This is a genomic window from Arcicella rosea (assembly GCF_040543805.1).
GTDB classification, from domain to species: Bacteria; Bacteroidota; Bacteroidia; order Cytophagales; family Spirosomataceae; genus Arcicella; species Arcicella rosea.
Genome location: NZ_JBEUMS010000021.1, coordinates 16,970 through 43,716 on the forward strand (window position 1 = coordinate 16,970; position 26,747 = coordinate 43,716).

General features: G+C 34.8%; 22 protein-coding genes. 5 read left to right on the forward strand and 17 right to left on the reverse strand.

Annotated elements, in window-relative coordinates; all coding sequences use genetic code 11:
- Positions 1–89 precede the first annotated feature (89 nt).
- The 6 genes from mnmG to ABID42_RS21895 form a co-directional block, all read right to left on the reverse strand.
- Complete coding sequence (mnmG, locus tag ABID42_RS21870; protein WP_367285477.1) at positions 90–1,952, reverse strand: tRNA uridine-5-carboxymethylaminomethyl(34) synthesis enzyme MnmG; 1,863 nt, start codon at positions 1,950–1,952, stop codon at positions 90–92.
- Between the two features lie 484 nt (positions 1,953–2,436).
- Entirely contained in the window at positions 2,437–2,856 is a 420-nt protein-coding gene (ybeY, locus tag ABID42_RS21875; protein ID WP_367285478.1) for an rRNA maturation RNase YbeY, read from the reverse strand.
- Positions 2,857–3,024: 168 nt separating this feature from the next.
- Entirely contained in the window at positions 3,025–6,375 is a 3,351-nt protein-coding gene (locus ABID42_RS21880; protein ID WP_367285479.1) for a DUF4175 family protein, read from the reverse strand.
- A gap of 166 nt (positions 6,376–6,541) precedes the next feature.
- Positions 6,542–7,306: an exodeoxyribonuclease III gene (locus ABID42_RS21885; RefSeq protein WP_323258486.1), complete on the reverse strand. Its 765-nt coding sequence runs from the start codon at positions 7,304–7,306 to the stop codon at positions 6,542–6,544.
- On the reverse strand, positions 7,303–7,650 hold the full coding sequence (locus ABID42_RS21890) for a hypothetical protein (protein ID WP_367285480.1): 348 nt from the start codon (positions 7,648–7,650) through the stop codon (positions 7,303–7,305). Before ABID42_RS21890 ends, ABID42_RS21885 begins: the two co-directional genes overlap by 4 nt.
- 191 nt (positions 7,651–7,841) lie before the next feature.
- The gene (locus tag ABID42_RS21895; RefSeq protein WP_323258485.1) at positions 7,842–8,186 is read right to left on the reverse strand and encodes a carboxymuconolactone decarboxylase family protein; all 345 of its coding nucleotides are present in this window, start codon (positions 8,184–8,186) and stop codon (positions 7,842–7,844) included.
- 88 nt (positions 8,187–8,274) lie between these two features.
- On the opposite strand from ABID42_RS21895, the gene ABID42_RS21900 reads away from it, so the two are divergent.
- Positions 8,275–8,952 carry a ComF family protein gene (locus tag ABID42_RS21900; RefSeq protein ID WP_367285481.1) on the forward strand — a complete coding sequence of 226 codons (678 nt, stop codon included), beginning with the start codon at positions 8,275–8,277 and terminating at the stop codon, positions 8,950–8,952.
- A gap of 49 nt (positions 8,953–9,001) precedes the next feature.
- Here ABID42_RS21900 and gldJ read toward each other — a convergent pair whose 3' ends face one another.
- Together gldJ and mfd are read right to left on the reverse strand one after the other, a co-directional pair.
- On the reverse strand, positions 9,002–10,228 hold the full coding sequence (gene gldJ / locus ABID42_RS21905) for a gliding motility lipoprotein GldJ (protein ID WP_456319143.1): 1,227 nt from the start codon (positions 10,226–10,228) through the stop codon (positions 9,002–9,004).
- A gap of 207 nt (positions 10,229–10,435) precedes the next feature.
- Positions 10,436–13,795 carry a transcription-repair coupling factor gene (mfd, locus tag ABID42_RS21910; protein ID WP_367285536.1) on the reverse strand — a complete coding sequence of 1,120 codons (3,360 nt, stop codon included), beginning with the start codon at positions 13,793–13,795 and terminating at the stop codon, positions 10,436–10,438.
- 302 nt (positions 13,796–14,097) lie between these two features.
- On the opposite strand from mfd, the gene ABID42_RS21915 reads away from it, so the two are divergent.
- Positions 14,098–14,400, forward strand: coding sequence for a hypothetical protein (locus ABID42_RS21915; RefSeq protein ID WP_367285482.1), 303 nt, complete (start codon positions 14,098–14,100; stop codon positions 14,398–14,400).
- A 321-nt stretch (positions 14,401–14,721) separates the two neighbouring features.
- On the opposite strand, the gene ABID42_RS21920 is transcribed toward ABID42_RS21915, so the two are convergent.
- Positions 14,722–16,311 carry an OmpA family protein gene (locus tag ABID42_RS21920; protein ID WP_367285483.1) on the reverse strand — a complete coding sequence of 530 codons (1,590 nt, stop codon included), beginning with the start codon at positions 16,309–16,311 and terminating at the stop codon, positions 14,722–14,724.
- A 118-nt stretch (positions 16,312–16,429) separates the two neighbouring features.
- Positions 16,430–17,011 (reverse strand): LOG family protein, encoded by a 582-nt coding sequence (locus ABID42_RS21925; RefSeq protein WP_367285484.1) that lies wholly within the window; start codon positions 17,009–17,011, stop codon positions 16,430–16,432.
- Between the two features lie 222 nt (positions 17,012–17,233).
- Between ABID42_RS21925 and ABID42_RS21930 the strand changes: the two genes are divergently transcribed.
- Positions 17,234–18,310, forward strand: coding sequence for an acyltransferase family protein (locus ABID42_RS21930; protein ID WP_367285485.1), 1,077 nt, complete (start codon positions 17,234–17,236; stop codon positions 18,308–18,310).
- 1 nt (position 18,311) lies between these two features.
- On the opposite strand, the gene ABID42_RS21935 is transcribed toward ABID42_RS21930, so the two are convergent.
- Together ABID42_RS21935 and ABID42_RS21940 are read right to left on the reverse strand one after the other, a co-directional pair.
- Complete coding sequence (locus ABID42_RS21935) at positions 18,312–19,703, reverse strand: tetratricopeptide repeat protein (RefSeq protein WP_367285486.1); 1,392 nt, start codon at positions 19,701–19,703, stop codon at positions 18,312–18,314.
- A 496-nt stretch (positions 19,704–20,199) separates the two neighbouring features.
- Complete coding sequence (locus ABID42_RS21940) at positions 20,200–21,105, reverse strand: TIGR01777 family oxidoreductase (RefSeq protein ID WP_367285487.1); 906 nt, start codon at positions 21,103–21,105, stop codon at positions 20,200–20,202.
- Between the two features lie 196 nt (positions 21,106–21,301).
- Between ABID42_RS21940 and ABID42_RS21945 the strand changes: the two genes are divergently transcribed.
- Positions 21,302–22,108, forward strand: coding sequence for a lysophospholipid acyltransferase family protein (locus ABID42_RS21945; protein ID WP_367285488.1), 807 nt, complete (start codon positions 21,302–21,304; stop codon positions 22,106–22,108).
- 4 nt (positions 22,109–22,112) lie between these two features.
- A complete protein-coding gene (gene recO / locus ABID42_RS21950; RefSeq protein ID WP_367285489.1) occupies positions 22,113–22,814 on the forward strand; it encodes a DNA repair protein RecO in 702 nt (233 codons plus the stop codon).
- A gap of 14 nt (positions 22,815–22,828) precedes the next feature.
- Here the strand turns inward: recO and ABID42_RS21955 are convergent, their stop codons facing one another.
- From ABID42_RS21955 to ABID42_RS21975, 5 genes are all read right to left on the reverse strand, one after another.
- Positions 22,829–23,167, reverse strand: a complete 339-nt coding sequence (locus ABID42_RS21955) for an addiction module toxin RelE (RefSeq protein ID WP_367285490.1) — start codon at positions 23,165–23,167, stop codon at positions 22,829–22,831.
- The gene (locus tag ABID42_RS21960) at positions 23,157–23,399 is read right to left on the reverse strand and encodes a hypothetical protein (protein WP_367285491.1); all 243 of its coding nucleotides are present in this window, start codon (positions 23,397–23,399) and stop codon (positions 23,157–23,159) included. Before ABID42_RS21960 ends, ABID42_RS21955 begins: the two co-directional genes overlap by 11 nt.
- A gap of 43 nt (positions 23,400–23,442) precedes the next feature.
- Positions 23,443–24,174 carry an LPS export ABC transporter ATP-binding protein gene (lptB, locus tag ABID42_RS21965; protein WP_323258472.1) on the reverse strand — a complete coding sequence of 244 codons (732 nt, stop codon included), beginning with the start codon at positions 24,172–24,174 and terminating at the stop codon, positions 23,443–23,445.
- An 84-nt stretch (positions 24,175–24,258) separates the two neighbouring features.
- Positions 24,259–25,983, reverse strand: a complete 1,725-nt coding sequence (recJ, locus tag ABID42_RS21970; protein ID WP_367285492.1) for a single-stranded-DNA-specific exonuclease RecJ — start codon at positions 25,981–25,983, stop codon at positions 24,259–24,261.
- Positions 25,984–26,072: 89 nt separating this feature from the next.
- Positions 26,073–26,663, reverse strand: a complete 591-nt coding sequence (locus tag ABID42_RS21975; protein ID WP_435521491.1) for a NifU family protein — start codon at positions 26,661–26,663, stop codon at positions 26,073–26,075.
- Positions 26,664–26,747 lie beyond the last annotated feature (84 nt).

Below are 26,747 nucleotides of genomic sequence, written 5' to 3' on the forward strand. Positions count from 1 at the left end.
TTTCACAAAGATATAAAAAAAGACTTGTAAGCCTTTGGTTTGGAATTACCATTACTTACAAGTCTTTTTGATTGCGTATTATCCAGATTCTATCTGTCCATATAAAGCATTAATACAGAAACATCAGAAGGTGAAACGCCACTAATTCTTGAAGCTTGACCAATAGTGGCTGGTCTTATCCTTGATAGTTTTTGACGACCTTCATTTGAAATAGCTTTTAAATTCGCATAATCGAAATTTACTGGAATCTTCAAGTTTTCAAATTTCAATAGTTTATTAACCATTACTTGCTCCTTTTCGATGTAGCTTTCATATTTTACATTGATTTCTGCTTGTTCAAGAATTTCGTCAGAATATTTACAAAGATATGCTTCTACTTCAGGTGTCAAGGTTTTCAATTTGACCATATCAATATCCGGTCTTTTTAATAAATTGATTACTAAAGTACCTTCTCTTAAAGCAGAAGTACCAATTACTTCTAGTTTAGCATTTACTTCCTCAGGTTTAATTTTCAAAGATTTCAAGCCAGCAATTAATTCAACCGTTTTAGCTTTTTTATTATTAACATTATTCAATCTTTCTTCCGAAGCCAAACCAATAGAATGACCTCTTTCTGTTAAACGAATATCAGCATTGTCTTGTCTTAAAAGCGTTCTGTACTCCGCTCTTGACGTAAACATTCTATAAGGCTCTTCTGTGCCTTTATTAATTAAATCGTCGATTAAAACACCGATATAAGCTTCTGAACGAGATAAAGTAAAGTCTGGTAAATCTTGCGCTCTTTGGTGTGCATTAATGCCCGCCATTAAACCTTGGCAAGCGGCTTCTTCATATCCAGTAGTTCCATTAATCTGACCAGCAAAGAATAGATTCTGAATTAGTTTAGTTTCCAAAGTCTGTTTTAATTGTGTTGGCGGGAAGAAATCATATTCAATTGCATAACCAGGACGGAACATTCTTACGTTTTCAAAACCCGGAATCTTTTTCAAAGCAGCGTATTGAACATCTTCTGGTAAAGAAGTAGAAAAACCATTTACATAAACTTCAACTGTATTCCATCCTTCAGGCTCTACAAAGATTTGGTGACGGTCTTTATCTGCAAAACGATTGATTTTATCTTCAACTGATGGACAGTACCTTGGCCCTAATCCTTTAATTCTACCCGCAAACATTGGAGATTTTTCAAAACCAGTTTTTAAAACATCATGTACTTCATGGTTTGTATAGGTAATCCAGCAGCTTCTTTGTTCTGTTAATGAAGGCGTATCTAAATAAGAAAACTTACTCGGATTTTCATCTCCTTTTTGTTCTTCCATTTTAGTGTAATCTAAGCTTCTTCCATCAACTCTTGGCGGAGTACCAGTTTTCATTCTACCAGCTTCAAAACCTAATTGTACTAATTGTTCTGTAATACCCGTGGCTTTTCCTTCGGCAGTTCTGCCACCGCCAAAGTTTTTTTCACCAATATGGATTAAACCATTTAAGAAAGTACCATTCGTTAAAACAACTGATTTTGCTTTGAATTCTATTCCTAGTTGTGTTTTTACACCTACTACTTTATTATCTTCAACAAGCAATCCAGAAACCATTTCTTGCCAAAAATCCACATTTAAGTTTCTTTCCAAAGCTAATCGCCATTCTTCAGCAAAGCGCATTCTATCCGATTGACATCTTGGCGACCACATAGCAGGTCCTTTTGAACGATTTAACATCCTAAACTGAATCATGGTTTTATCAGAAATAATCCCTGACATACCGCCCAAAGCATCTACTTCACGCACTATTTGTCCTTTGGCAACGCCACCCATCGCTGGATTGCAAGACATCTGTGCGATAGTATTCATATTCATCGTAATGAGTAATACTTTAGAACCCATCGTTGCTGCAGCGTGAGCGGCTTCACATCCTGCATGACCAGCTCCTACTACGATAACATCATATTCTTTGTACATATTTTTAATTGGTAATTAAATCTTATTCTCTGTTGTTTTATAATCTTGTTTGTTTTTCTCTTTAGAAGACAGTTTTGATACTTTTAAGGGTAATTAAATTTATGCTCGAAATACAATAATCTAATTAACATTTCATGGGTTTAATTTTATGTTTCACACTTATCTTTAGGCATATTTAATATTGTTGTTTAGCCTCAAAAGTGCTAGTTATTGATTCTATTTTATCTGATATTCTCAATAAGTTAATTTTAACACTCAATTTATAAGTATGATTTTGTGTGAACTAATATCTTGTAAGATAGATACTGAGTCATCAAGTATTACTTATGCCTAGTATATTTTTATCTATGAAGTATTACTTTAGGTGTTAAAATGGTTATTTAAAATTAGATATTCAATATTTGAATCACTTTGAAAGAATACTCCAAAAGCCACATTTTTAACAAGTGTTCCACGTGGAGTGTTTGATAAAAATAACAAGGTGTTAATTATTGAAAATAGAAATATATTTACTTTCAAGCTCTCTCATCTGTGCCTCATCTTCGTCTGAATGGTCGTCGTAACCGCAAAGATGTAATAAGCCATGAACTAAAACACGCTTAAATTCATCAAGGAACTCGGTTTTTAATTCTTGTGAGTTATCTTTTACTCTTTCAATACTTACAAAAATATCACCTTCAATATCTTCTTCTCCCTCTGAATTGTCGAAAGTAATAATGTCTGTATAAGTGTCGTGATCTAGGTACTCAAGATTGATTTTATGAAGGTACTCGTCAGAACAAAATATATAGTTGAGGTTCCTCATCTTAAAGCCCTCTGATTCAGCTACTTTTTTAAGCCAAGCTTTTAACTGGTTCTTCTGACCAAATTTGAAATCAATATCCTCGTTGAAAAAAACAATCATTGTGTAATAACATTGTTAAGTTTGAAATAATTCGTTTACAAAGATACAATATAAAATTCAGCTTGTGAATATCAACGACTTAGACTAGAATACGGAAACACCTTCAAACCAATCTACTCTACCAATAAAAATAAAATGGACTCAGATTTAAACCTGAGTCCATTTCGATTAATTGATTTGTTTGAAGTAACTATCCACTTGACGTTTGTAATATTGATTCAAGTTAGGAGGAACAGTCCGAAGTAATTCAGTTTGCTTTTGTTTGTCTTTCACATACTGCTGAAATTGTGGCGGGACTTTCCTTGCTAAATCTTGTCGAGCAGATTCGGCTTTTCGTTTTTGCTCTTCTTCCTGTTCTTGCATAGCTTTTTCAGATTCCAACAAACGAGTCAATAATTCTTGCTGACGTTTCATTAAATTTGGATTCAGCCTTTTATTCACTAAATCAGTTTCGCTTTCTTCCATTTTCTTCATCAGCTCTTTTACTTCATTGCCTAAACTTTTTCCTTTGTCAGTTCCTTTATTATTATCCAAAAACTCTTGAAGCATTTTTCTGATTTGTGCTTGCTCTCTCGCCATCTTTGCCAATTGCTCAGAAATACCACCTTGTCCCTTCGCTCCTTTTTGCATAGTCTGTTGCATTTGTTGATTCAAATCTTTTTGACTTTCGCTAATGCTTTTCCCTTTTCCTTTACTTTTGGTTTTTCCTTTTCCAGCACTCTGCATCATCATTTGTTGATTTTGCTGCATTTGCTTCAACACATCAGAAAGTAACAAAGCCAAATTATTCATCGAAGTCATCGCAAATTGTTGCTTTGAAGTTGTCATTGGTAATTTTCGTTCTTTAATCAACTTTGTGGCTTCGCCCATAAAACCTTTCATATTACTCATTTCACGAGTCACGAAAGTTTCAATTTGTAAAACCCTTTTCGACAAAGCATATAAACTATCTTCAATTACTTTGGCATCATCTTGAATTTTTAATTGTTCTTGCGAAAGTTTAATAAAGCGTGGATCTGATGGATTCATACCTCTAAAGTCTTTCATCAACTTTTCTTGGTTCAACGAAATCTTCACAAGATTTTCAAGAATGTCACGAAGGTCGTCCATATTTTCTTCGTTCTGTTTCATTTCTTGTTCTTGTTTTTCTTTTGCTAATTGCTGTGCCAAATTCTTCATTTGTTTCGCAGCTTGCTTTTGTTTTTGCGAGGCACCTTTATTATCACCTTTTTCAGATTTTTCTTCCGCATCTTTTTGATCTTGAGAAATGTCTTCTTGCTGTTCTTTTCCCATATCCATCTGTTCAGCATTTTTCATTTCTTTGTTAATCTTTTCAGCTTCTTTCAAATCTTTCTTTACTTCTTCAAAAGCCTTGCTAAGTTTTTCTTGTTCCTTTTTATTGGCATCAGCTTCTTTTTGTTTCTCGTCATCACTTTTATTGGCTTTATCTAAAGCTTCATTTTTCTCAGCAAGTTTATCTTGTTTATCGGCTTGGTCTTCCAAATCTTTGATACTCTTATCCAACTTTTGTTCTAATTTTAATTTTTTGAAAAGCTCCTGCATACGTTCCAATTCTTTTTCCATGTTACGCTCTTTGTTTTTGAGCTTATCCATTTGTTCAAGCATTTTATTATCATCAGGATTTTGTTCAAGCATTTTTTTCAATTCTTCATATAATTTCTGAGTTTCAGGATCCATCAAATCATTCATCATTTTTTGGAGAGCCTCCATTTTCTGTTGATTTTCTGGTTTCTGTTCATTGAATCTTTGTTGCTTGTCGTTCAAATCTTTGTTAGCTTCTTGTAGATTTTTGATTTCATTCATCAATTCAGCTTTCTTTTTGATGAGTTCTTCAGCCAATTTCTTGTCTTGATAATCCAATTCTTTTTTGTTTTTCAAGCGATTTTCCAAAGCAGCAATTTCCTTACGAAGTTTTTGTGCTTTCTCGAAAGTCTTTTCTAATTGGGCTTGGGTTTTATCGACAGAATTTTCAATTTCATTATCAATTGCTTGCTTGTCAGGAATGGCATAATTCATAATTTGTGAACGAGTAGATTTTGCACCATTCACGCCATCATTATCCCAAACTTGCACAAAGTATTCTATTCTATCAGAAGGATTGAGTTTTAAGCTATCCAAATTCCATTGCTTATAAAAGCTTTGAATCGTTTGATTTGCTTGAATTGGCAAGCCAAAACTCGCATAATTTTGCTGATTATTTTGTCCGTTTCTAAGTACTTTATAAAAAACCGCAAGGCGACTAATGCCATAATCATCGGCGATATTTCCGCCTAAAACCATAAAATTATAAAGCGTTGAATCTTTGTATTGCTCTAAACTTAATTGCGGATATTTATCAGGAATAACGTTCAAATAGAAACTGATTCCATCTGAATTTGAAGCGTATTTATTTTTAAGAAATACTTTATAAGTACCAGAAGCTTTTACTTTTTTAGTAAAATCGAATCCACCGCCCAGTAATTTTTTATCAGCACGATAAGTATTTTTATCACCTTCAAAAACCATTGTAATAGAATCTGTATTACTTACGTTAAAATCCCATTCAATAGAAGTACCTTCTGGAACGGTTAAATTGCCAACATTTTTTAAAGATTCATCAGGTTTATTGAGATATGAAGGATAGTTTACGTTAACATCAAAAAAAGCCAAACTCGGTTTGTTGACCAATTCTACTTCATATTGACCAGATTTGAATCCAGCTGCTTCAAACTGGAAATCGAAGCCATTTTGAACTTTAGAGAAAGTATAAGTATAATGACGTTTGTCATTCGTTTCCATTTTTAGCTTTCTATCATTATAAATCACATAAACAGCGTCAGGAATAGTATTGCCTTGAAGACTAAGATTAAGGGTAAAATCTTCGTTTTTGAAAGCCTGTAAACTTTTGTTTTCAAGAAGAAAATTGAAAGGAGCTTCTTCTTGATATTCGTTTTTAAAATTGACAATTCGTTCTGTACTTTTTGAAAAGAAAGCAGGATAAATCATTAAAATTCCGACAATCAAAATCGCTGGAAAAATAGCGAATTTCAAGTATTTTCGATTGTCGTTTATCTTGATAGCATCGGCAAATTTGACAATTCCTAATTGCTGAGATTTCTGTTTGATAGAAGCAATCAGTAATTCATTTTGCTCTTTGTCGATATTTCTAGTCAGTTGAAGAGTATTGATAAGCTTATCGCCCACTTCTGGAAAGTACTTGCCAATTTGTTCAGCAGCTAATTCATTTGATAAAGGCTTTTGTTTTCCATATAGAAAAATCAGCGGTTTTATCACCCAAAGTATCGTTGAAATGATAAATGCCAACAAGAAAGAAAAGAACAAAATGGTGCGAAAAGTAGTACCAAAATGACCGAAATATTCAAGGACATTAAAAACCAAAAAAGCGGACAAGATAACTGCCGCTGAAAAAATACTGCCTTTGATGAGTCGATTGAGATAATACTTTCGTTTGTATTCTTCAATCCGCATGAGTAATGTTGCGATGGGTGAAGTAGTCATATTGTTAAGGTTTATTCCCGAAGATTTTCAAGTATTGATGAAACAAATTATTAACGAAAAAGAAGCTTGTAAATGTAGAATTTTGAAAGATATATTGAAAAGAATTATTAAAAAAAGCGAATCATAAATCTTTCAAATTAAAAAATTTATGATTCGCTCATTAGTCTTACACAGAAATTTCAAGTAAAACAGGGCAATGATCTGAGTGTTTAGCTTCTGGCAAAATAGCAGAACGAACAAGTCTATCAGTCATACTTTCGGTTGCGCAATGATAATCAATACGCCAGCCCAAATTCTTGCCCCTTGCTCCTGCTCTATAACTCCACCAAGTATATTGATGTGGCTCAGCATTAAAATGTCTGAAAGTATCTACAAAGCCATTAGCCAAAAACTTCGTAACCCATGCTCTTTCTTCAGGTAAAAACCCAGAACTATTGGCATTCGATTTTGGATTATGAATATCAATTGGTTGATGACAAATATTATAATCTCCTGAAATAATCAGGTTTGGAATTGACTTTTTTAGTTCATCGGAATAGCCATAAAAATCATCCAACCATTGCATTTTAAAACCTTGACGTTCGTCGCCACTAGAGCCAGAAGGCATATAAACCGACATCAAAGAGAAAGTATCAAAATCAGTACGGAGTACTCTTCCCTCACGGTCGTAGTCTGGCAAACCACAGCCGAAATCAATGTTGTTGGGTTTTACTTTCGTGAGAATGGCAACACCGCTATAACCTTTTTTTTCGGCAGGAAACCAATAAACATGGTAACCCATATCCTCAAAAACAGCTTTGTCGATTTGGTGTTCTTCAGCTTTAATTTCTTGCAGACAAATCATGTCTGGATTGCTCGCTTTGAGCCAATCGATAAAACCTTTGTTGATGGCAGCACGGATGCCATTTACATTATAAGTGATGATTTTCATACAAATACTTCCCTTTCAAAATATTCTATAACTTGAGCTTTCAATAATTTTTCTTGTTCAATTACATTTACGAAAGGCAAAGGCTGAATCAATTTCCAATGTGGCCAACCGTCTTGATCAGTGCCTTCCAATTCATAAATACCGCTATAACTAAGTACTTTACAAATGGCAATGTGCATTAAATCTTGCTTTTGTTCTTTGGTAAAAAACTGATGTCCTTTTCCTAATTCTTGAACACCAATCAGGAAGAGTACTGCATTCAAATCAGCAGGTTTTTTTCCAAGAACTTGTTCTAATTTATCTAATAAAATGTTCCATTGCTGGGCGAGATTCTCTATTTCCATGTTTTTTTTATTAGCTGTAAGCTTTCAGCTATGAGTAATGAGTGTTTTTGAAAATTTAGATGTTGACCAAAATATTGATTCTTGGCATTTATAATTGTGAGTTTTGAGTTGTGAATGAGTGATTTTTAGTAAAGACTTATTTTTATAATCCATAAAATATTCAGCATTCACAACTCTTCATTCACAACTCCCTACTCCTCACTGCGAAGTTCTTCCCAATACTCAACAGCTCTGCGCAAATGTGGAATAACAATTGTTCCACCAATTAAAGTAGCGACAGAAAAAATCTCTTGCATTTCGGCGTCTGTTACTCCTAATTCAAAACATTTTCCGAGGTGATATTTGATACAATCATCACAACGCAAAACCATTGAACAAGATAAACCCATCATTTCTTTTGTCTTTTCAGATAAAGCTCCTTCAGCGTAAGTATTGGTATCGAGATTGAAAATTCTTTTAATTACTTTATTATCAGAAGACAAAATTTTATCGTTCATTTTGCTTCTATACTCATTAAATTCTGCGACTAAACTCATGATTATTGTTTGATTGATGTTAAATTGTATGCAAAATACAAAGAAAAAATTGTAATCAGTTTCTAACCTTAACAACATTCCCGAAATCATGTTCAGCGCATTTATCGACCTCATTTTTCCAAGAATCTGTTCGGCTTGTTTAGAGCCTCTTCAACGCAATGAAGAACTAATTTGTACGCATTGCAGATTCGATTTACCAAAAACGAATCTACATCTTGAAACCGAAAATACTTTAGCTCATAAATTTTTTGGAGAAGTACAATTAAAACATACTTTGAGCTATTTGAAGTTTGTAAAAGGAGGAAAAGTACAGCTATTAATGCACGAATTAAAATACAAAGGCAATCAAGAAGTTGGTGAAATGCTTGGTCGTTGGTACGGAGCCGAATTAAGAGAAAGTGGTTTTGCTGATGCCTTTGATTTGATAATTCCTGTACCACTTCATCGAAAAAGATTATTGATTAGAGGTTACAATCAATCAGATTGTTTTGCAAAAGGTTTATCCGAAAGCCTAAATATTGAATGGCGAAATGATATTTTAGTCAGAGAAACTGAAACAAGTTCGCAGGTTAACAAATCAAGGTTAGAGCGTTATCAAAATATGGACAAGGTTTTCAACGTGAAGAATGCAGAACTTTTAAGAAATAAGAAAATTGTAGTTGTTGACGATACGCTAACGACAGGCGCAACGCTTGAATCTTGTATTTTAAGCTTGCAAGCATTTGAGATAAAAGACATTTCTATACTCACCCTAGCAATGGCATAAAAAAAGGCGACAGAATCAAATTCTGCCGCCTTTATAATGGGTAAAAATATTATTTATTCGCACCTGCTCTAATCATCGCACATCTAAAACCGATGGTTGAAGTAGCAGAATCTTGGTCAATAAATCTACGTGTTCCTGGTGCTAACCAATAAGCAACATCTGCCCATGAACCACCTTTGTAAACTCTTGCTTTGTTATCTACTAAAGAGTTATTGTTTTTTCTATCGTAGTTTTTAGCGTTATCTAAATAATCGTTTCTACGAATTGGGTTTAAATCGTTGAAATCTTCATAAGATAATGGACGGTACAAGTCATAAACCCACTCATTTACGTTACCAGCCATTTGGTATAATCCAAAATCATTTGGCGGATAAGTATAAACTTCAGTGGTGATAATTGCACCATCATTTGATTTACCTGCAATACCCGCATAGTCACCACGTCCACGTTTGAAATTGGCTAACATTGAGCCTTTTTTCTTGCCTTGTGAAGCACGCATATTTGGTCCGTCCCAAGGATAAATTCTTTGATTGGTTTGATTTTCATCCTCGTACTGAGTACCAATCATGGCTTTTGCTGCATATTCCCATTCTGCCTCAGTTGGAAGACGATATGCAGGCAATACTTTTCCAGATTCAATCGCTAAACGTTGACCAGCAGAATAAACTGGTGCTGTTCTACTTTCAGCTCCTTTTTTACCTTTTTTCTTTTTCTTCTGGCTTTTCATAGCGATGTCGTTGTTAACGGCAGCGGTTCTCCAAGTACAGTAATCAGAAGCTTGTACCCAAGAAACACCCACAACTGGATACATTCTAAAGCCGGGATAACGTAAATATTGTTCTACATAAGAATCGTTAAAAGCTAATTCATCTTTCCAAACTAAAGTATCTGGCAAAGCAGATTCATAAAATTCTTGAGAAGAATCTTTCATTACAGAATTCAAATATTCAAGGTAATGAACGTTTCCAATTTCTGTTTCATCCATGTAAAATGATTGTACAGAAACTGTTCTTTCTAAGTTATCTCTAGAATTGACAACGTCTTCTTCCAAAGCTCCCATTGTAAAACGTCCGCCTTCTACAAAAACTAAGTTCGGACCTGTAGGTTGACCTTTGAAGGATTTATCAATCTGAAAACCTCCTTTTTTATTATAAGCAATACCAGTAGCAGTACTTGTTTTGCCGATTTTTACACTAGTTGACTTTTTCGATTTACAAGAACTTACCATTGCAAGACCTGCTAAAAGAATAGCCATTGATTTGAGAGACAACTTCATCTGTTAATTAATTTGATTGTCGTGAATAAGAATAATTTTAAAATCTTGTTTTTTCCTTTGTTAGGAAGAGTGCAATTTACAGAAAAGACTACAAATTTATGCTAAAGAGTGTAAATTCTGCTGGCTTTCTGATAGAAGATTCTTCATCTTCATCATTATCAATGGAATATTACGAATAAATAAGTAAAAATCTGAACTGTGGAAGCTTTATAATTTAGTTATTTCTTTCAAAATCCACTTCAATTCTTCAATAGAAGTAATTTTATCGAAATACAACATCAATTTTCCTTTTACTTCTTTCAACGAACATTTTCGTGAATTTTGTTTTACATATTCAATAACCTTGCCGAAAACTGCTGATTTATAATACTTTTCATTCTCTGAGGGAACGAAGAAACACTTCAGATTATTATTTTTCAGCAATATTTTTTCCATTCCTAACGATTCTGCAATCCAACGAACCCGCACAATTTCAATCATATCAGACATTTCTGGTGGAATTGGTCCGAATCTGTCAATAATCATACTTTCAAATTTTACCAATTCTTCTTCTGTTTTCATATCATCTAATTGGGTGTAAAGCGAAAGTCTTTCAGAAATACTGCTGATGTATTTTTCAGGAATCAATACTCTTAAATCGGTTTCAATCTGACAATCAATTTTGAGTTTTTCGGCAGTTTCAGCTAAATCTTTTTCAAATAACGCTCTGAATTCATTTTCTTTCAATTCCTGAACAGCTTCATCCAAAATTTTATGATACAATTCATAACCTAAATCATTGACGAACCCACTTTGTTCAGCACCCAATAAATTTCCTGCTCCACGAATATCCAAATCTCGCATCGCTACTTTGAACCCATCACCCAAATCAGAGAATTCTTCTAGAGCACTTAGCCTTTTTCTGGCTTCGGAGGTCAATAATGAAAGTGCTGGAGTGAGTAAATAACAGAATGCCTTTTTGTTGGAACGTCCTACTCTTCCACGCATTTGGTGTAAATCTGATAAACCAAAATGATTGGCGTGATTAATCAAAATGGTATTTGCATTCGGAATATCCAAACCAGCTTCGATAATATTGGTTGAAACTAACACATCGAAGTGTCCTTCAATGAAATTCATCATGGCTTTTTCCAACTTATCGCCATCCATTTGTCCATGAGCCACACCTACTTTGGCATCTGGTACCATGCGTAAAATCAGGTTGGCAATAGATTCCAACTCTCCTACTCGGTTATGCACAAAGTAAACTTGTCCGCCTCTTTTTAGTTCATAGCTTACAGCATCACGAATGAGTGTTTCGCTAAAAATCTGTAATTCAGTCGTAACTGGCTGACGATTTGGCGGCGGTGTTGCGATGATAGATAAATCTCTTGCTCCCATCAAAGAAAAATGAAGTGTTCTTGGAATTGGCGTAGCCGTAAGCGTTAGGGCATCAATATTCACACGCATTTCCTTCAAACGGTCTTTTACTTTTACGCCAAATTTCTGCTCCTCATCAATAATCATCAAGCCTAAATTCTTGAAAACTACATCTTTGTTCACAATTCTGTGCGTGCCAATCAGAATATCGGTTTCGCCTGAAGCTACTCTTTTGAGTGTTTCTTTGATTTGTTTATCCGACTTGAAACGATTGATATACTCTACTCGACAAGGAAATTTCTCCAGACGGTCACGGAAAGTTCTAAAATGTTGCATTGCCAAAACCGTAGTTGGTACTAAAATCGCTACTTGTTTTGAATCTGCCACAGCTTTGAAAGCCGCCCGAATCGCTACTTCTGTTTTTCCAAAACCCACATCACCACAAACTAATCTGTCCATTGGGTGTGGTTTTTCCATATCAGCTTTTACATCGGCAGTAGATTTTGCTTGGTCTGGTGTATCTTCATACAAGAAAGAAGATTCCAGTTCGGCTTGCATAAAAGTATCTTTAGAAAAAGCAAAACCAGGTGCCATTCTACGTTTTGCATAGAGTGAAATCAATTCCTTGGCAATATCTTTTACTTGTTTCTTTACTTTCGATTTTCGATTTTCCCATTCTGGCGAACCCAATTTTGACATAATTGGCGGTCCGCCTTCTTTGCCTGAGTACTTCGCAATTTTATGGAGCGAATGGATGGAAACCATCAACACATCATTGTCTTTATAAATCAAACGAATGGCTTCTTGTTCGGCATCGCCAACGATTACTCTGTCTAAACCTGCAAAGCGACCAATTCCATAATCAACGTGCGTAACAAAATCGCCTACTTGGAGTGAACGCAATTCTTTTAAAGTCAACGCTTTTGATTTGGAGTACTTACTCTTTTCTCTGAAACGATGAAAACGGTCGAAAATCTGGTGGTCGGTATAACAAACAATTTTGGCTTGTTGGTCGATAAATCCTTCTCTCAAAGAAATATTCATTGCTTGAAAGCGAACATTTCTATCAATTTCATCAAAAATAGTTGCCAAGCGTTCAAGCTGTTTGGGCGAATCGGCAGAAATAATATTGGTATAATGAAAGCCTTGATTTTCACGAAGATTATCCGCCAATCGTTTGAAATCCTTATTGAAAGTCGGCTGTACTTTTACTTGGTATTGAATCTTTTCCTGAGCAGATTTGAAGTAAAATCTTTTACCAAACTCAACAGTGCCAAATGCTTTAATCAAATTCAGAAAACTTCTGCGAGTTTCAAATAATTGATTGGGTTCAGAAATCACTTTGATACCACCACTTTTAGCAATGATTTCTTGGAAATTGGCTTCTACTTTTTCGAACGATTTCTCAATAATTTCCAAAGTCAATTCTACATCCTTGAACCAAAGACGAGTATTTTCTGGTAAAAAATTAAAGAAAGGTTCACGGGTTTCTTGAATCAAACGACTTTGAACATCTGGAATGATATTGATTCTGGAAATGGATTCTACAGAAAGTTGAGATTCTGGGTCGAAGGTTCTGATACTTTCTACTTCATCGCCAAAAAGGTCGATTCGGTAGGGCAAATCATTGGCATAACTAAACACATCAACAATTCCGCCACGGATAGAATATTGTCCAGCTTCGTAAACAAAATCAGTTTTCTCGAAATCGTAACTTGATAATACTTCACCCAGAAAAGCGGTATCTAATTTCTCAGAAACATTAATGGTAAAAGTATTTTTAGAAAGCGAACGCTTGTTGATTACCTTTTCGGAAAGTGCTTCTGGATAAGTAACAATCAAGAAACCTTCAGTACTGTTATTGAGTTTGTTGAGTACTTCAGCTCGCATCAGTACATTGGCGTTATCAACTTCTTCGTATTGATAAGCCCTTTTGTAAGACATCGGGAAAGAAAGTACACGCTCCTCGCCTACTAAATTTTGCAAATCGTTGATAAAGTAAGCCGCTTCTTCACGGTCGGAAAGGACAAAAAGGTGCGATTGTTTTTCGTCAAGTAAATGTAAAGCAGAAGCTACAACGGCATCTAAACTACCAATAAACCCTTTGATTTGGATATGTGGATAGTCTTTCGGCGTTTTAATTTGTTCGGCAATCATCTGTACAAAGCCGTCTTCACGATACAGAGTAAGGAAATCTTTTACGAGCATAATCTTATCATCAATAACAACAATAGCCACGAATCGCCAGATTCCTAAAAATCTGAGCAATTCGTGGCGAAAAATTCGATACAAATTTAACCTTAAAAAGAAGTATTTGGCTTAAATGAAAATTATTTTGTGTAAAGTGATTTTAAATTTAAAAACCTTGACCAAAAAGATGTGTATTTGAGTAATTGAAGTAAAACTTGTTAGAGTAAAGAAAATATTTAATATTTTAGGGAATTAGCCTTACTTGAGAAATAATCAAAGAGAATTCACAAGCTAGAATGGCATGTAATTAATATATCAACATGAAAAAGCTCATAACACAGTTCTGGTTTTTACAAAGAAAATCTAATAATCTATTTAATTTACTCTTCTTTTTCCCATTAATTACAGTAAGTGTTTATAATTACTATAAAACAGTAATGGTAGGTGTTAAGGCGAGTTTTTCACTAGAATATATATCGTTTGGGTTGTTTTTTTATTTACCTATTACGTTCGTTATTCTTTTTTTTCCACCATTTGCTTACTTACAAAAACTGAACAGAGAGAATAAAGACCTAAAGCAAAAATCAATGTTTGACGAAAATGATAGCCTTTCTGAAAGTTGAAAATAAAAAACCTCAGTAATTATCTACTGAGGTTTTTTTGTATTTAATCTCTTTTACTACTCTTCTTTTCCTGTTTTGCCGCTCTTTTTTCCTTGAGGGTTTTTGTTGGTTCTTTTTTAACCTCTTTGATTGAGCCTTTATCCTTTGCCATTTTATGTTTTTTTTAGTTAGTTACAAGTTAGTTTAAAACCAACGATAATCTTATGCTTAACATTCTTTTAATTTTTTCTCGAAGATTTTCAAAGATAAATTTCAATGTCAAAATATGGATAAATATAATTTTCAGTCTAATACTTGGAGCCTATCGCCTAAAACTTAAAATCAATTCTTCAAAACTTCAAATTCTACTCTTCTGTTAATGGCTTGGTTTTCAGGCGTGTCATTAGCTACTTTTGGTCTGGTTTTTCCATAACCTTTGGCTTTAATTCTCTCTGCTGGCACACCCTGAGTAAGCAAATAATTACGAACAACATCAGCACGTTCTTGCGATAATTTGTTGTTTACTTCATCCGTACCAACATTATCAGTATGTCCGCTTACTTCTGAAACTAGTTTTGTGTTTGTCTTAAAGAAATTGGCAATTCTATTCAGCTCTGGATATGATTCTGGCTGTAAAGCGGCTTTCCCAAATTCAAAGAAAATATTATTCATTTCCACTTTTGTACCTGCTTCGATAGGTTTAACCGTCATGTCTTTTCCTTCTACTTCCAAATATCTTCCTGAGATTTTACTCAAATCTATGTTTTGTGAAGTACCTATATAACCGTTGATTTTAGTGCTGATACCATAATTGGTACCATAAGGCAACACAATTTTGTAGATTCCAGTATTTGGGTCTGGCGTGGCGATGCCCAACTCTTTTCCAGTACTTAAATCTTCATAAATGACTTGTGCATTTTGTGGTACTTTTCCCGTTTTGCCATCAATTACTTTTCCAGAAACTAATACAACAGCATCCGATTTTGTTGGTTGAATAGGTTTTCTATCATCAGATTTTCTCGTTCCGCCACCAATTGGCGTTGTGGTTACGGTTGGTTTGGTATCAGTTTCGATAGGTTTTGGAGCGTCTAACTTTAACCTAAAGATGTCTTTTTTACCCAAAGAATTATTGCCTGAAACAAAATAAGCGTAATCACCAGCCGCCGAAATGGTATAATAAGCATCATACTGGTCGGTGTTGATGGGTTCGCCGATATTGATGGGTTCAGTCCAATGAATCCAAGTGTCATCTTTTCTTTTACTTACCCAAATATCATTACTTCCTTTTCCTCCTTCTCTATTGCTCGAAAAGTAAAGTGTTTTACCATCTGGAGCTAAAAAAGGCGTAGTTTCGGTAAAATTCGTATTAATTTCATCTCCTAAATTCATTACTTCGGACCAAGTTCCGTCATTTTCGAGAAAAGAAGCATAAATATCATCTTCGTCTGAATTCTTCTTTTCTGAAAAGGCCATTAAAAGTACTTTACCATCGTTTGACAGAAAACCATATTCGTTTTTCCCTTTGCTGAGTCGTTCATACTTAGGAATAATTACCTTTTTAGGAATGTCCCAGCCATTTGCAGATTTTTTAGCAATCGAAAAACCACGAGTTTCGTATTGTCCGTTTACATAAGCTCCTTTCAATAAAATTGTTTGTCCGTCGGGAGAAATACTGAGAATAGAATTATATTGATCACGATTCAAACTTTCAGGCATTCTTCTAGCAGCAGACCATGCTCCCATTACATTTTCGGCAAACCAAATATCTTGCGAGCCAGCAATTTGGTCTGTTCCTGCTACGCCATATTTATTTTGTGGGTGGCTTTTTCTTCCGAAGTATAATATTCTTCCATCAGGAGCAATGACGGGGTTTAATTCAGAGTATTCAGAATTGACCGCAGCACCTAAGCTTTCAGGCTTATTTTGAGCCATCGTATCTGATAAACACAGAAATGATAAGGAAGAAAAAAAGAAAAAAATGAGATTTTTCATACAAAGAATAACACAATCAAGATTAGGTTTGGAACGAAAATTACACAAAAACATTGTTTTAAGCTTTATTAATCATTTTCCCAATGAGTTCGCCTTCGTAAGAATCATTTCTAAGCTTTTCGATTAAAGAATCAATGTTATCGTCGATAATTAAGAATTTAGCGTTAGCTTCTCTGACAAATCCTTCGGTGACCATTTTATTAAGCATTACAATTAAATCATCGTAAAAACCATTGGTATTTAATAAACCAATCGGCATTTTGTGTAAGCCAATTTGTCGCCAAGTTAGAATTTCAAATAATTCATCTAAAGTACCCCAACCGCCCGGTAAAGCAATAACAGCATCAGCTTTTTCAGCCATTAATTGTTTACGAACGTGCATAGAATCTACGACGATACATTCAGTTAAGCCTCTGTGTTGTACTTCCCATTCTTCCATAAATGATGGAATAATTCCTGTTACTTCACCGCCATTTTCCAGCACGGCATCAGCAACAACGCCCATTAATCCGCCACTTCCTCCACCATAAATTAATCTAAGAGATTGTTTTGCAAGGACTTCGCCAAGGTTATTGGCAGTAGATTTATAAATTTCATTTCGCCCGAAAGATGAGCCACAGTACACTAAAATGTTTTTCATGAAGTAATAATATTTATGCGTTGAGGATGAATGATTGATATTTCTAAAAATCCTACTTGATTTTTGTCTTTAATCAAAAATGTTTTGCGTTTATAAAATATATATTCAATAAACTATGATAAAATAAAGTAAGACTAAACAAATTACTAATTTTATACGATCTATTACAAAATTTATAAAACCTTATTTATTAATAAACTACATTTTTAATAACCTATTTCAATGAAAAATCGAGAATCAAACATTGAACTATTGCGTATAGTTTTGATGATTATGATTATTGTTCACCATGTTATTGTTCATGGATACGCCTTAGAAAAAAACATCAAAGACTTTTCTCATGCCAATAGAACAGTCTATCCCGAACTCTTTATCAATAGCTTCGTCATCGTTGGAGTAAACACCTTTATTTTTATTTCGGGCTATTTTGGTATAAAGTTCAAACTAAGGAATTTGATTTCCATCATTTTTCAAGCTTTTTTCTATTCTATTTGTATTTCATTGGTATTTATTTTGACGAGTAGTTCTAAAATTGCTTTAGTGGACTTTGTCAAATCCATTCTTCCAATCTCAGGAAATGTTTGGTGGTATTTGGGGGTATATTTAGGTTTATACTTTATTTCTCCTTTTCTCAACAAAGGGGTTGAGTTTATTGATAATCGCCAACTCGTTTTTTTATTAGCAGGTTTGTTGTATTTGGATAGTTTTTCAGGATTTATCTTCAGGACAGTATCTGGAGATGGTTTTACCGTTTTTCATTTTATAACCATTTATCTTCTTGCCAGATTACTTCATAAATTTGACCTGAAAATCAAAACACCAATACGATACTTTATAGGCTTGGCATTACTGCTATTTGGAAGTACTTTGATTTTATTAGCCATTGATAAACCACAATTTGTCTGGAGGTTATTTGCATATAATAACCCACTGTTGATATTATCGGCAATAATGCTTTTCTATTCATTCAAAGAAAGAAAAATACAAAGTAATGCTATCAATTTAGTTTCTAGTTCGGTATTTGGAATTTACCTCATTCATGACCACCCATTTATCAGAAAAATCATTGTTTATTTTTTGAATCAAGGTCAAGGAAAAGATTCCATTTTTCTACTCATTATCAATATCTGCATCATCGTTATTATTATTTTCTTAATTGGAGCAAGCATTGAGTTATTGAGAAAATATATTTTTTACAAAATAGAATACAGCCTGTTTCAGTTTTGGCGAACCAATAGATGGATTGGTAGAAACAAAAAAATGTTACGCTCTAGAATTCAATTACAAATGAGCAAATAAATCATTCCTCCGAAACATTAACTGCATCATCAAGATTTGGGCTGAGGAGATGTTTTATTCTAATGCCCTGTACCCATTTTTTTACCCTAGTTTCGGCAAAATGATGAATTGGGGAAACAATTGAAGCCAAAGTAACCAAACAAAGAAGCGTAATGATTGGCGAACGATTCGATAGTTTGGTAATGGAAGGTTCAAGGATGATATTCAGAAATTCAAATAATAAAAGAAGTGAGACTACTCCTATCCATTCTAAAATGGTAGGATTTACCTGACGTTTATACAACACAACGCTCACCATAATGATGGTTAGGATAAAGATGGTAATACCAACGTATTGAACATGTTGTGAACGTTCTAAAGCTTGTTGTGATTGTGTTTCTCTGAGATGTTCTTGTCTGATAATTTCTAAGAAAGTATATTTTCCTATCTCTTTAAATTTATCCAAATTATACAAACTATCTTTTGCTGCACTCGCCATGATATGGTATTTCAAAGCAAGCCTTGCATCCGTTTTTTCATAAGCCTGAAACAATAATTGAGCTGTCTGATTAATCAGGGTATAAGATTTATGTTTTTTTGTTTCAGCTAAAGCTTTCTCTGCAAAGTAAATGGCAGAATCTCTTTGGTTGCTTTTCCAGTAATTCTTGCCCATTTCAAGGTAAATTTCACCTGAAATCGGTAAGCGATGATTATTATTGAAAGAAAGCACCGATTGGAAGTAGCTTTTTGCTAATGGAATATTACCCATTTTATCATACACTTGTCCCATTGCTAAAGCTGTGGCTGCCACACTTCTGATGGAATATCGTAAAGAAGATTGATAATTCTTATGAAGATAAGCCAGTGCAGAATCTAATTCGCCTAAATCTTTATACATAAAACCAATCATCAAATTGATAGGAATGGTGTTTTCTGGAATATGATATTGGTGAATTAAATCACGACTTTTAAGCATATATTCTAAGCCCTTACTATAATCTAATTTGCCATAAGCCAAGCCCAAAGCCATAAAAACCCTAGCTTGCAAAACTGGGTTGCCGAAGGTTTCGCTGATTTCATTGGTTTTGAGAAGTAATTCTATCGCTTTTCCATGTTGGTTCATTTCAATCAGAAGCGAACTTAAACTTACCCCACAAGAGATTTGCCCTTTGGTATAATTGATTTTTTGAGCCAAATGAAGCCCTTCTTGTCCGTAGGAATAAGCCTTTTCTGCATTTTCGAAATGATAAGCACGAGACAAGAAAATCAGAATATTTACTCTGTTACTATCTATCTTTTCTGTTTGCAAGGCTTTTAGTAAACTATCCTTTGGTGGAAATGGATACTTTTCATTTTGCGCAAAAGAAAACATCGATAAAAAAGTAAAGGCAGTCAAAAAGCAGAAGGTTCTCATGGATTGATAATTTGTATTTTAAGTGAATATAATTAAACTTTAACAATATTCACTAGCCAATATGGCTAAATACAAGTAATCAAATGTGGGTGATTCCTTCCTGCACATTGCAGGAGTAAAAAGATGTGTTGAAATTTCTTCCTGCATGATGCAGGAGCAAAAAGATGTGTTGAAATTTCTTCCTGCATGATGCAGGAGCAAAAAGATGTGTTGAAATTTCTTCCTGCATGATGCAGGAGCAAAACATCGGGTGATAATTCCTTCCTGCAAGTTGCAGGAGCAAAACATCAGGTGGTAATTCCTTCCTGCATGTTGCAGGAGCAAAACATCGAGTGATAATTCCTTCCTGCACGTTGCAGGAGCAAAACATCGTGTGATAATTCCTTCCTGCACGTTGCAGGAGCAAAACATCGGGTAATAATTCTTTCCTGAGTGTTGGAGCGACAAAAAACAAATTGAAAAGCTCACAGCTCAAAACTCATCGCTCACAGCTAAACTACAATAAAGCCTCCAAAGCCTTTTTCACAGAAGTATATTGATATTGGAAAGATGTTTCAGAAGCAATTCTTTGATTCAAAACATAATTGCCTCCCAAAACGATATTCGCCATTTCTCCGAATATCAATTTCAACAACCAAGCAGGTACATTGGGCATAAAGAAAGGTTTTTTTAGAATCTCAGCTGAGGTTTTTGTCAATTCATAATTGCTGACAGGATTGGGAGCGACGGCATTATAAACACCTGTCATCGAATCATCAGTAAGCGATTGAATAAATAATTCACATAAATCATCAATATGAATCCAAGATTGATACTGCTTTCCAGTTCCCAAAGCAGCACCTATACCGAAACGCACGGGCAATAATATTTTAGGTAAAGCACCTCCTTTTGTACTCAGAACAATACCAGTACGTAATTTTACGGTTCTGATGCCTAATTTTTCTACTTCATCAGCCACAGCTTCCCACTGAATGCAGCAGTCAGCCACAAAATCATTCCCAGAAGAATGTTGCTCCGTAATGATTTCGTCGCCAGTATCAGCCCCGTAAAAACCAATTCCAGAAGCAGAAGTAAAAGCTTGAATTTTATGCGGAAGTGTTTTTAAACTTTCCGTAATTAAATGAAGAGATTTTGTTCTACTCTCGATGATTTCCTTCTTTCTAGCATCCGTCCATTTTTCATCTGCAATTCCCGCTCCTGCCAAATGCACCAAAAAATCGGCTTCAAGTAAAGCTTTCTCGTCGATGATGCCATGCTGGATGTCCCAATGATAAATTTTTACTTTTCCAGTAGTATTGGTGGCTTTTCTGCTAAGATGTGAAACCGTAAAACCATTGGCAATCAGTATTTGTGTAAGACGAGTACCAACTAAGCCCGAACCACCTGTGATGAGTACATTCATAAATCGCTATTGTTTGAAAAAACAGTGTTTTTAGCTGTTTGTAAGGATAACTCAAAATGCCAAGTAAGAGTTTAGAAAGCTTGAGGAAGAACAATTTTTTAAACAATATACCAAAAATTATCTATCTTCGATTTTACAAATACTAGCAAATTGCTCTAAAAACTGGATGATAGTAGCGTAATAATAACCCGAAACGATGAATCAACACTTAAAAAAACTTTTACCAATGATGGATGTCTTTGGAATCTTTGAAAGAGATCCATTTGGCAATTCAATGTTAGTAAAAAGAATTATCATGATTGTGTTAGGTTGGATAACCTACTCTCGTTTAAGAGGCATCAATAAAACAAGAATCAGCGGAACAGAGCATTTAGAAGGCTTACCAAATGAAGGCGTACTATTCTTATCGAATCACCAAACCTATTTTATGGATGTGATTTGCCTTTACCATATTTTCTTTAGTGTAAAATGGGGTTTTCGCAACTCTGTCAACTTCCCGATTTACTTGTTAGCACCCCGTTCAAAAGTATTTTACGTGGCAGCCTCAGAAACAATGACCGAAGGAGGATTATTACCAAGAGTATTTTCGCAAGCAGGTGCTATTTTGGTGAATCGTTCTTGGCGAGAAAAAGGTAAAGATGTTAAGAAAGAAGTAGATACAGCCGCCGAAAGCAAAGTTGGCAAAGGCTTATCTTATGGTTGGGTAGTCAGTTTTCCGCAAGGAACCACTACTCCTTACGCCCCACTTCGCAAAGGAACAGCACATTTAATTAAAACGCATAACCCGATAGTTGTTCCAGTAGTGATTAATGGTTTTAGAAGAGCCTTTGATAAAAAAGGACTTCGATTCAAGAAGAGAAATACGACACTTTCGGTTACTTTCAAAGAACCAATTCGTTTTGATAAGGATATGCCAACAGATGAAATAATGGATATTTTAAGAGATAAAATAGAACAGAAAATTCCCGTAAAAAAACTGGTTTGGCTAAGAGATAAAGAGTAAAACTATGTTAAACAAAACAAGAGGCATAGTAATCAATTACATTCGTTACCGAGAAACGTCAGTAATTGTGAATATTTATACCGAAGAATTTGGAATACAAACCTATATTGAGAATGGCGTAAGAAGTGCTAAATCTAAAAATAAAATAGCCTTGTTTCAGCCACTTACTTTATTGGATTTAGTGATTTACCAGAAAGGAAAAAATGCTGGAGCTAACAAACAGATTCATCGAATTGCGGAAATAAAGTGTAATGCTCCTTTTCATACTTTGCCTTATGATATTTATAAATCTTCGATTGCACTTTTTATCACAGAAATTTTAGGAAAATCACTCAAAGAAGAAACCGGGAATCATTTCTTATTTGAGTTTTTACATAATTCCATCATTTGGCTGGATGAAGTAGAAGAACATTTTGAGAACTTCCATTTACAATTCTTATTGCAATTGGGTACTTATTTGGGTTTTTCTCCCGAAAATGCACATGAAATTTCTAATGAATTAAGGATTCATAATTTGCCAGTACTCAGTTTGGCATTAGAAAATCAATTAGATGTTTTGTTGAATACGCCATATCATCAATCGCCTAAAATCGACCGCCATTCACGCAATCAGTTATTAGAATCTATTATCTTATTTTACAGACTTCATGTGGATACTTTAGGAGAAATAAAGTCTTTAACTGTTTTGAAGGAAGTAATGAGGTGATACTCAGATTGAAATTAAAGACCAGCATCTTTAACCATTTTTACAAGAATATTCTTTTTCATTGTTGAATCTTCCGATTTATCATAAATTGTCAAAACCGTGATGTCAATATCTTCTTTATTTTCTGTCACGATATAATTGATGACTCTAAAACCACCACTTTTACCTTTCCCCTTACTTTTTGAAGCCAAACGGACTTTGTAAAGACCAGCACCTAATGATTCACCTAAGAAAGGGTTCTCTTTTAGTAAATCCACAAAATCGATAAGTTCATTAGCAAGAGAAGGAAATTTTTTGATAAATCTTTTAACCCTTGATTCAAATGGGTCTGAAAAATTAATGTTAGTTGCCATTTAAAATTTCTTCAAGCGTTTTAGATTTCTTTTTCCCACTCTTAAAATCGTTGACATTATCTAAAGCTGTTCTAAACTCTTGTAGGATTTCAGGCTCATTCTCAGATTGTAAAGGTCTTATTGTGACAAAATTTAAACTCTCTAAGTAGGTTAATAAAGCCTTTGATTCTTTACTATCATTAAATGAAATAAAGAAGTCCTTTTGTGATATGGAAGAATTTATTGTTGCCATTTTCTTGTCGTTTATCTATATCCAAATATAATAAATCTAATCACTAAATCTTCCGCTTCAATTCAAAATGTTTACCCAAATACAAACGTCTTACTTGTTCATCATCAGCTAATTCTTGTGGCGTACCTGCTTTTAAGATTTTTCCTTCAAAGAGTAAATACGCACGGTCGGTGATAGAAAGTGTTTCGTCCACATTGTGGTCGGTAATCAAAATCCCGATATTTCTGTACTTCAATTTAGCCACAATTCCTTGAATTTCTTCCACTGCAATAGGGTCAACTCCGGCAAAAGGCTCATCCAACAAAATAAATTTAGGGTCAACTGCTAAAGCACGAGCAATTTCTGTACGACGACGCTCACCACCAGAAAGTACTTGTCCTAAGTTTTTACGAACATGTGTCAACGAAAACTCTTCTAAAAGCGATTCCGTTTTTTCACGTTGTTCTTGTTTAGAAAGCTTAGTCATTTCGAGTACAGCTAAAATATTCTCTTCTACCGAAAGACTTCTAAAAACAGAAGCTTCTTGTGCCAAGTAGCCAATACCCAATCTGGCACGTTTGTACATCGGAAGATTGGTTACTTCTAAATCATCCAAAAATACTTTTCCAGCATTCGGTTTTACCAAACCCGTAGCCATGTAAAAGGAAGTAGTTTTTCCCGCACCATTTGGACCAAGAAGTCCCACAATTTCACCTTGAGCTACTTGGTAACTAACATTATCATTTACGACACGCTGTCCGTACTTTTTAACTAAATTTTCTGTTCTTAAAATCATGGTTTGAATCAGAAGGAAAACCCTCCTTTTAACTTTAATATTTTAGGCAAGCACAAAGCACAACTAATCACTATTTACCAATTACTAAACCTTAATATCCTTCAACATCAACTGAAATGATTTTCGTCCTTGCCATTCGTTGATTTCAATAGTATAACAAATTGAAAAAGGCTTGCCTTCTTGTAAGTCCTCAAAAAAATCTTCTACCATCCCAAAACCAACACAAGTATAAGCAGGAGAACCTTCTTGAAAAACATTGATTTTTAAATGCTTTTCTTTCATTTTCAATGCTTTGCCATGCAAGTAAACATTTTCGGAAACAAAAACAGGCGTCATATTTTGTGGACCAAAAGGCGACATCTGCGACATGATTCTATGAAATTTATCGGATATTTCTACCAAAGGCAATTTCAAGTCAATGTCAATCATGGGCGAAAGTTGCTCAGGTAATATCTTCCGATTAACAACCTCTTCAAATTTACGCCTAAAATTTTCTATCTCAGAGATTTCCAACGTTAAACCTGCCGCAAAAGTATGTCCGCCAAATTGTATTAAATGTTCTGAACATTCCTCAATAGCATCATACACATCAAAACCAGGTACAGAACGAGCGGAACCCGCAGCGTGTCCATGCGATTCAGTGAGAATAATCGTTGGACGATGATATTTTTCGATACATCTACTCGCCACAATCCCGATGACTCCTTTATGCCAATCATTTTTAAAAAGTACAGTACTTTTGGCGGATTTCAGGAAATCGTCTTCTTCAATAATGGCTAAAGCCTCGGCAGTAATGTTTGTGTCAAATCCTTTTCTATCAGTATTATGTTTGGCAATGATGTTGGCAAAGTCTGTAGCTTCTTCTTCGTTGTCGGTCAATAATAAATTGACGGCATCGTATGCGTGTTTAATTCTTCCTGCCGCATTAATTCTTGGTCCTAAACCAAAAACTACTTTAGTAATATCCATTTTACCCGCTAAACTAGCCGATTGCATCAAAGCTTTCAATCCCGTTCTTGGATTGGAGTTCAATTGTTGCAAACCGTAAAAAGCCATAACTCTATTTTCGCCTGTAATCGGCACAATATCGCAAGAAATAGAAGTAACGACTAAATCCAAGTAAGGAAGTAATAATTCCTGAGAAATGCCATGTGTTTGACAATAAGCTTGTAACAATTTAAAGCCAACGCCACAGCCTGTTAATTCTTTGTAAGGATATGCACAATCAGACCTTTTAGGGTCGAGTATCGCCACGGCTGGCGGAAGGTCGTTATCGTCAGGACGGTGATGGTCGCACACGATAAAATCAACGCCATGTTCTTTTGCCCAAGTAATTTTTTCTTTGGATTTAATCCCGCAGTCTAAACTCACAATCAATCCAAAACCCTCATTGGCTGCTTTCTCTACACCAGCTTGCGAAACGCCATAACCTTCGGCATAGCGGTCTGGAATATAAAATTCCAAAGGACAGCTTGCTGAATTTTGATAAACAACATTTTTCAAGAAACCGTAAAAAGTTGCAACAGAAGTAGTTCCATCAACATCGTAGTCGCCATAAATCATGATTTTTTCGCCAGAAGAAATGGCTTTCGTCAATCTTTCTACTGCTTTGTCCATGTCTTTCATCAAGAATGGGTCGTGCAGATGAGCTAAATCTGGGCGAAAAAAAGCTTTGGCTTCATCAAAAGTATTAATATCACGCTGTGCTAAAAGCGTAGCAATTTCCGTTGAAACATTGATTGCTTCAGCGACTTGTTTTATTTTTTCTGTGGAAGGAATGGGTTTATAAATCCAACGTTTTTCTGTCATAAGGCAAAAATACAAAGACCTGCAAGGTTTCGGAAGCCTTGCAGGTCTAATCTATATAATTTAAGAAAAATTAAGCTTAAGGAATGGTTTTACACACCTTCTGCTACTACTTCTTTTACTTCTGGAACCATACGAGTTAAAAGATTTTCAATCCCTTGTTTCAAAGTCATCGTAGAAGACGGACAACCTGAACATGAACCTTGAAGCAATACTTTCACTGTTCCTTCATTGAAAGAGTGAAAATTGATTGCTCCACCGTCTGATTCTACGGCTGGACGAACGTATTGTTCTAAAACTGCTTTGATTTTTACTACTGTTTCAGAATCTTGCTCACCTCCTATTACATCGTTGGCAGCAATGGTTGCTTTTGTAAATACTTCTTTCTTCTCTTCAAAGAAACCTTTCAAAAATTGTTTCAAACCAAATAGTTCATCTTCCCATTTTGTGTCTTCGTCTTTTGTAACGGTTACAAAATTTGATGAAATGAATACTCGTTTGACAAAATCAAAGCCGAATAAAGCAACTGCCAAAGGTGAATTTTTGCCTTCTGCTACTGCATCTGATGGTGTAGCGTAGTCGAACGATAAACCTTCAGGAGCTAACACAAAGTTCAAGACAAACTTCATTGAGTTTGGGTTTGGCGTTGATTCTGTGTAAATTAATATCTGCTGTTTTAACATGAGTTCTATTTAATTTGTATCTGGATTTGGTCGTATTTTAAAAATGCGCTGAATTGACTATAAAATTAGCAAGCAATCAGGAAA

Bases quoted from the DNA above. Each gene is read 5' to 3' on its own strand.
- mnmG (WP_367285477.1), bottom strand. From the start codon at position 1,952: ATGTACAAAGAATATGATGTTATCGTAGTAGGAGCTGGTCATGCAGGA.
- ybeY (WP_367285478.1), bottom strand. From the start codon at position 2,856: ATGATTGTTTTTTTCAACGAGGATATTGATTTCAAATTTGGTCAGAAG.
- ABID42_RS21880 (WP_367285479.1), bottom strand. From the start codon at position 6,375: ATGACTACTTCACCCATCGCAACATTACTCATGCGGATTGAAGAATAC.
- ABID42_RS21885 (WP_323258486.1), bottom strand. From the start codon at position 7,306: ATGAAAATCATCACTTATAATGTAAATGGCATCCGTGCTGCCATCAAC.
- ABID42_RS21890 (WP_367285480.1), bottom strand. From the start codon at position 7,650: ATGGAAATAGAGAATCTCGCCCAGCAATGGAACATTTTATTAGATAAA.
- ABID42_RS21895 (WP_323258485.1), bottom strand. From the start codon at position 8,186: ATGAGTTTAGTCGCAGAATTTAATGAGTATAGAAGCAAAATGAACGAT.
- ABID42_RS21900 (WP_367285481.1), top strand. From the start codon at position 8,275: ATGTTCAGCGCATTTATCGACCTCATTTTTCCAAGAATCTGTTCGGCT.
- gldJ (WP_456319143.1), bottom strand. From the start codon at position 10,228: ATGAAGTTGTCTCTCAAATCAATGGCTATTCTTTTAGCAGGTCTTGCA.
- mfd (WP_367285536.1), bottom strand. From the start codon at position 13,795: ATGCTCGTAAAAGATTTCCTTACTCTGTATCGTGAAGACGGCTTTGTA.
- ABID42_RS21915 (WP_367285482.1), top strand. From the start codon at position 14,098: ATGAAAAAGCTCATAACACAGTTCTGGTTTTTACAAAGAAAATCTAAT.
- ABID42_RS21920 (WP_367285483.1), bottom strand. From the start codon at position 16,311: ATGGCTCAAAATAAGCCTGAAAGCTTAGGTGCTGCGGTCAATTCTGAA.
- ABID42_RS21925 (WP_367285484.1), bottom strand. From the start codon at position 17,011: ATGAAAAACATTTTAGTGTACTGTGGCTCATCTTTCGGGCGAAATGAA.
- ABID42_RS21930 (WP_367285485.1), top strand. From the start codon at position 17,234: ATGAAAAATCGAGAATCAAACATTGAACTATTGCGTATAGTTTTGATG.
- ABID42_RS21935 (WP_367285486.1), bottom strand. From the start codon at position 19,703: ATGAGAACCTTCTGCTTTTTGACTGCCTTTACTTTTTTATCGATGTTT.
- ABID42_RS21940 (WP_367285487.1), bottom strand. From the start codon at position 21,105: ATGAATGTACTCATCACAGGTGGTTCGGGCTTAGTTGGTACTCGTCTT.
- ABID42_RS21945 (WP_367285488.1), top strand. From the start codon at position 21,302: ATGAATCAACACTTAAAAAAACTTTTACCAATGATGGATGTCTTTGGA.
- recO (WP_367285489.1), top strand. From the start codon at position 22,113: ATGTTAAACAAAACAAGAGGCATAGTAATCAATTACATTCGTTACCGA.
- ABID42_RS21955 (WP_367285490.1), bottom strand. From the start codon at position 23,167: ATGGCAACTAACATTAATTTTTCAGACCCATTTGAATCAAGGGTTAAA.
- ABID42_RS21960 (WP_367285491.1), bottom strand. From the start codon at position 23,399: ATGGCAACAATAAATTCTTCCATATCACAAAAGGACTTCTTTATTTCA.
- lptB (WP_323258472.1), bottom strand. From the start codon at position 24,174: ATGATTTTAAGAACAGAAAATTTAGTTAAAAAGTACGGACAGCGTGTC.
- recJ (WP_367285492.1), bottom strand. From the start codon at position 25,983: ATGACAGAAAAACGTTGGATTTATAAACCCATTCCTTCCACAGAAAAA.
- ABID42_RS21975 (WP_435521491.1), bottom strand. From the start codon at position 26,663: ATGTTAAAACAGCAGATATTAATTTACACAGAATCAACGCCAAACCCA.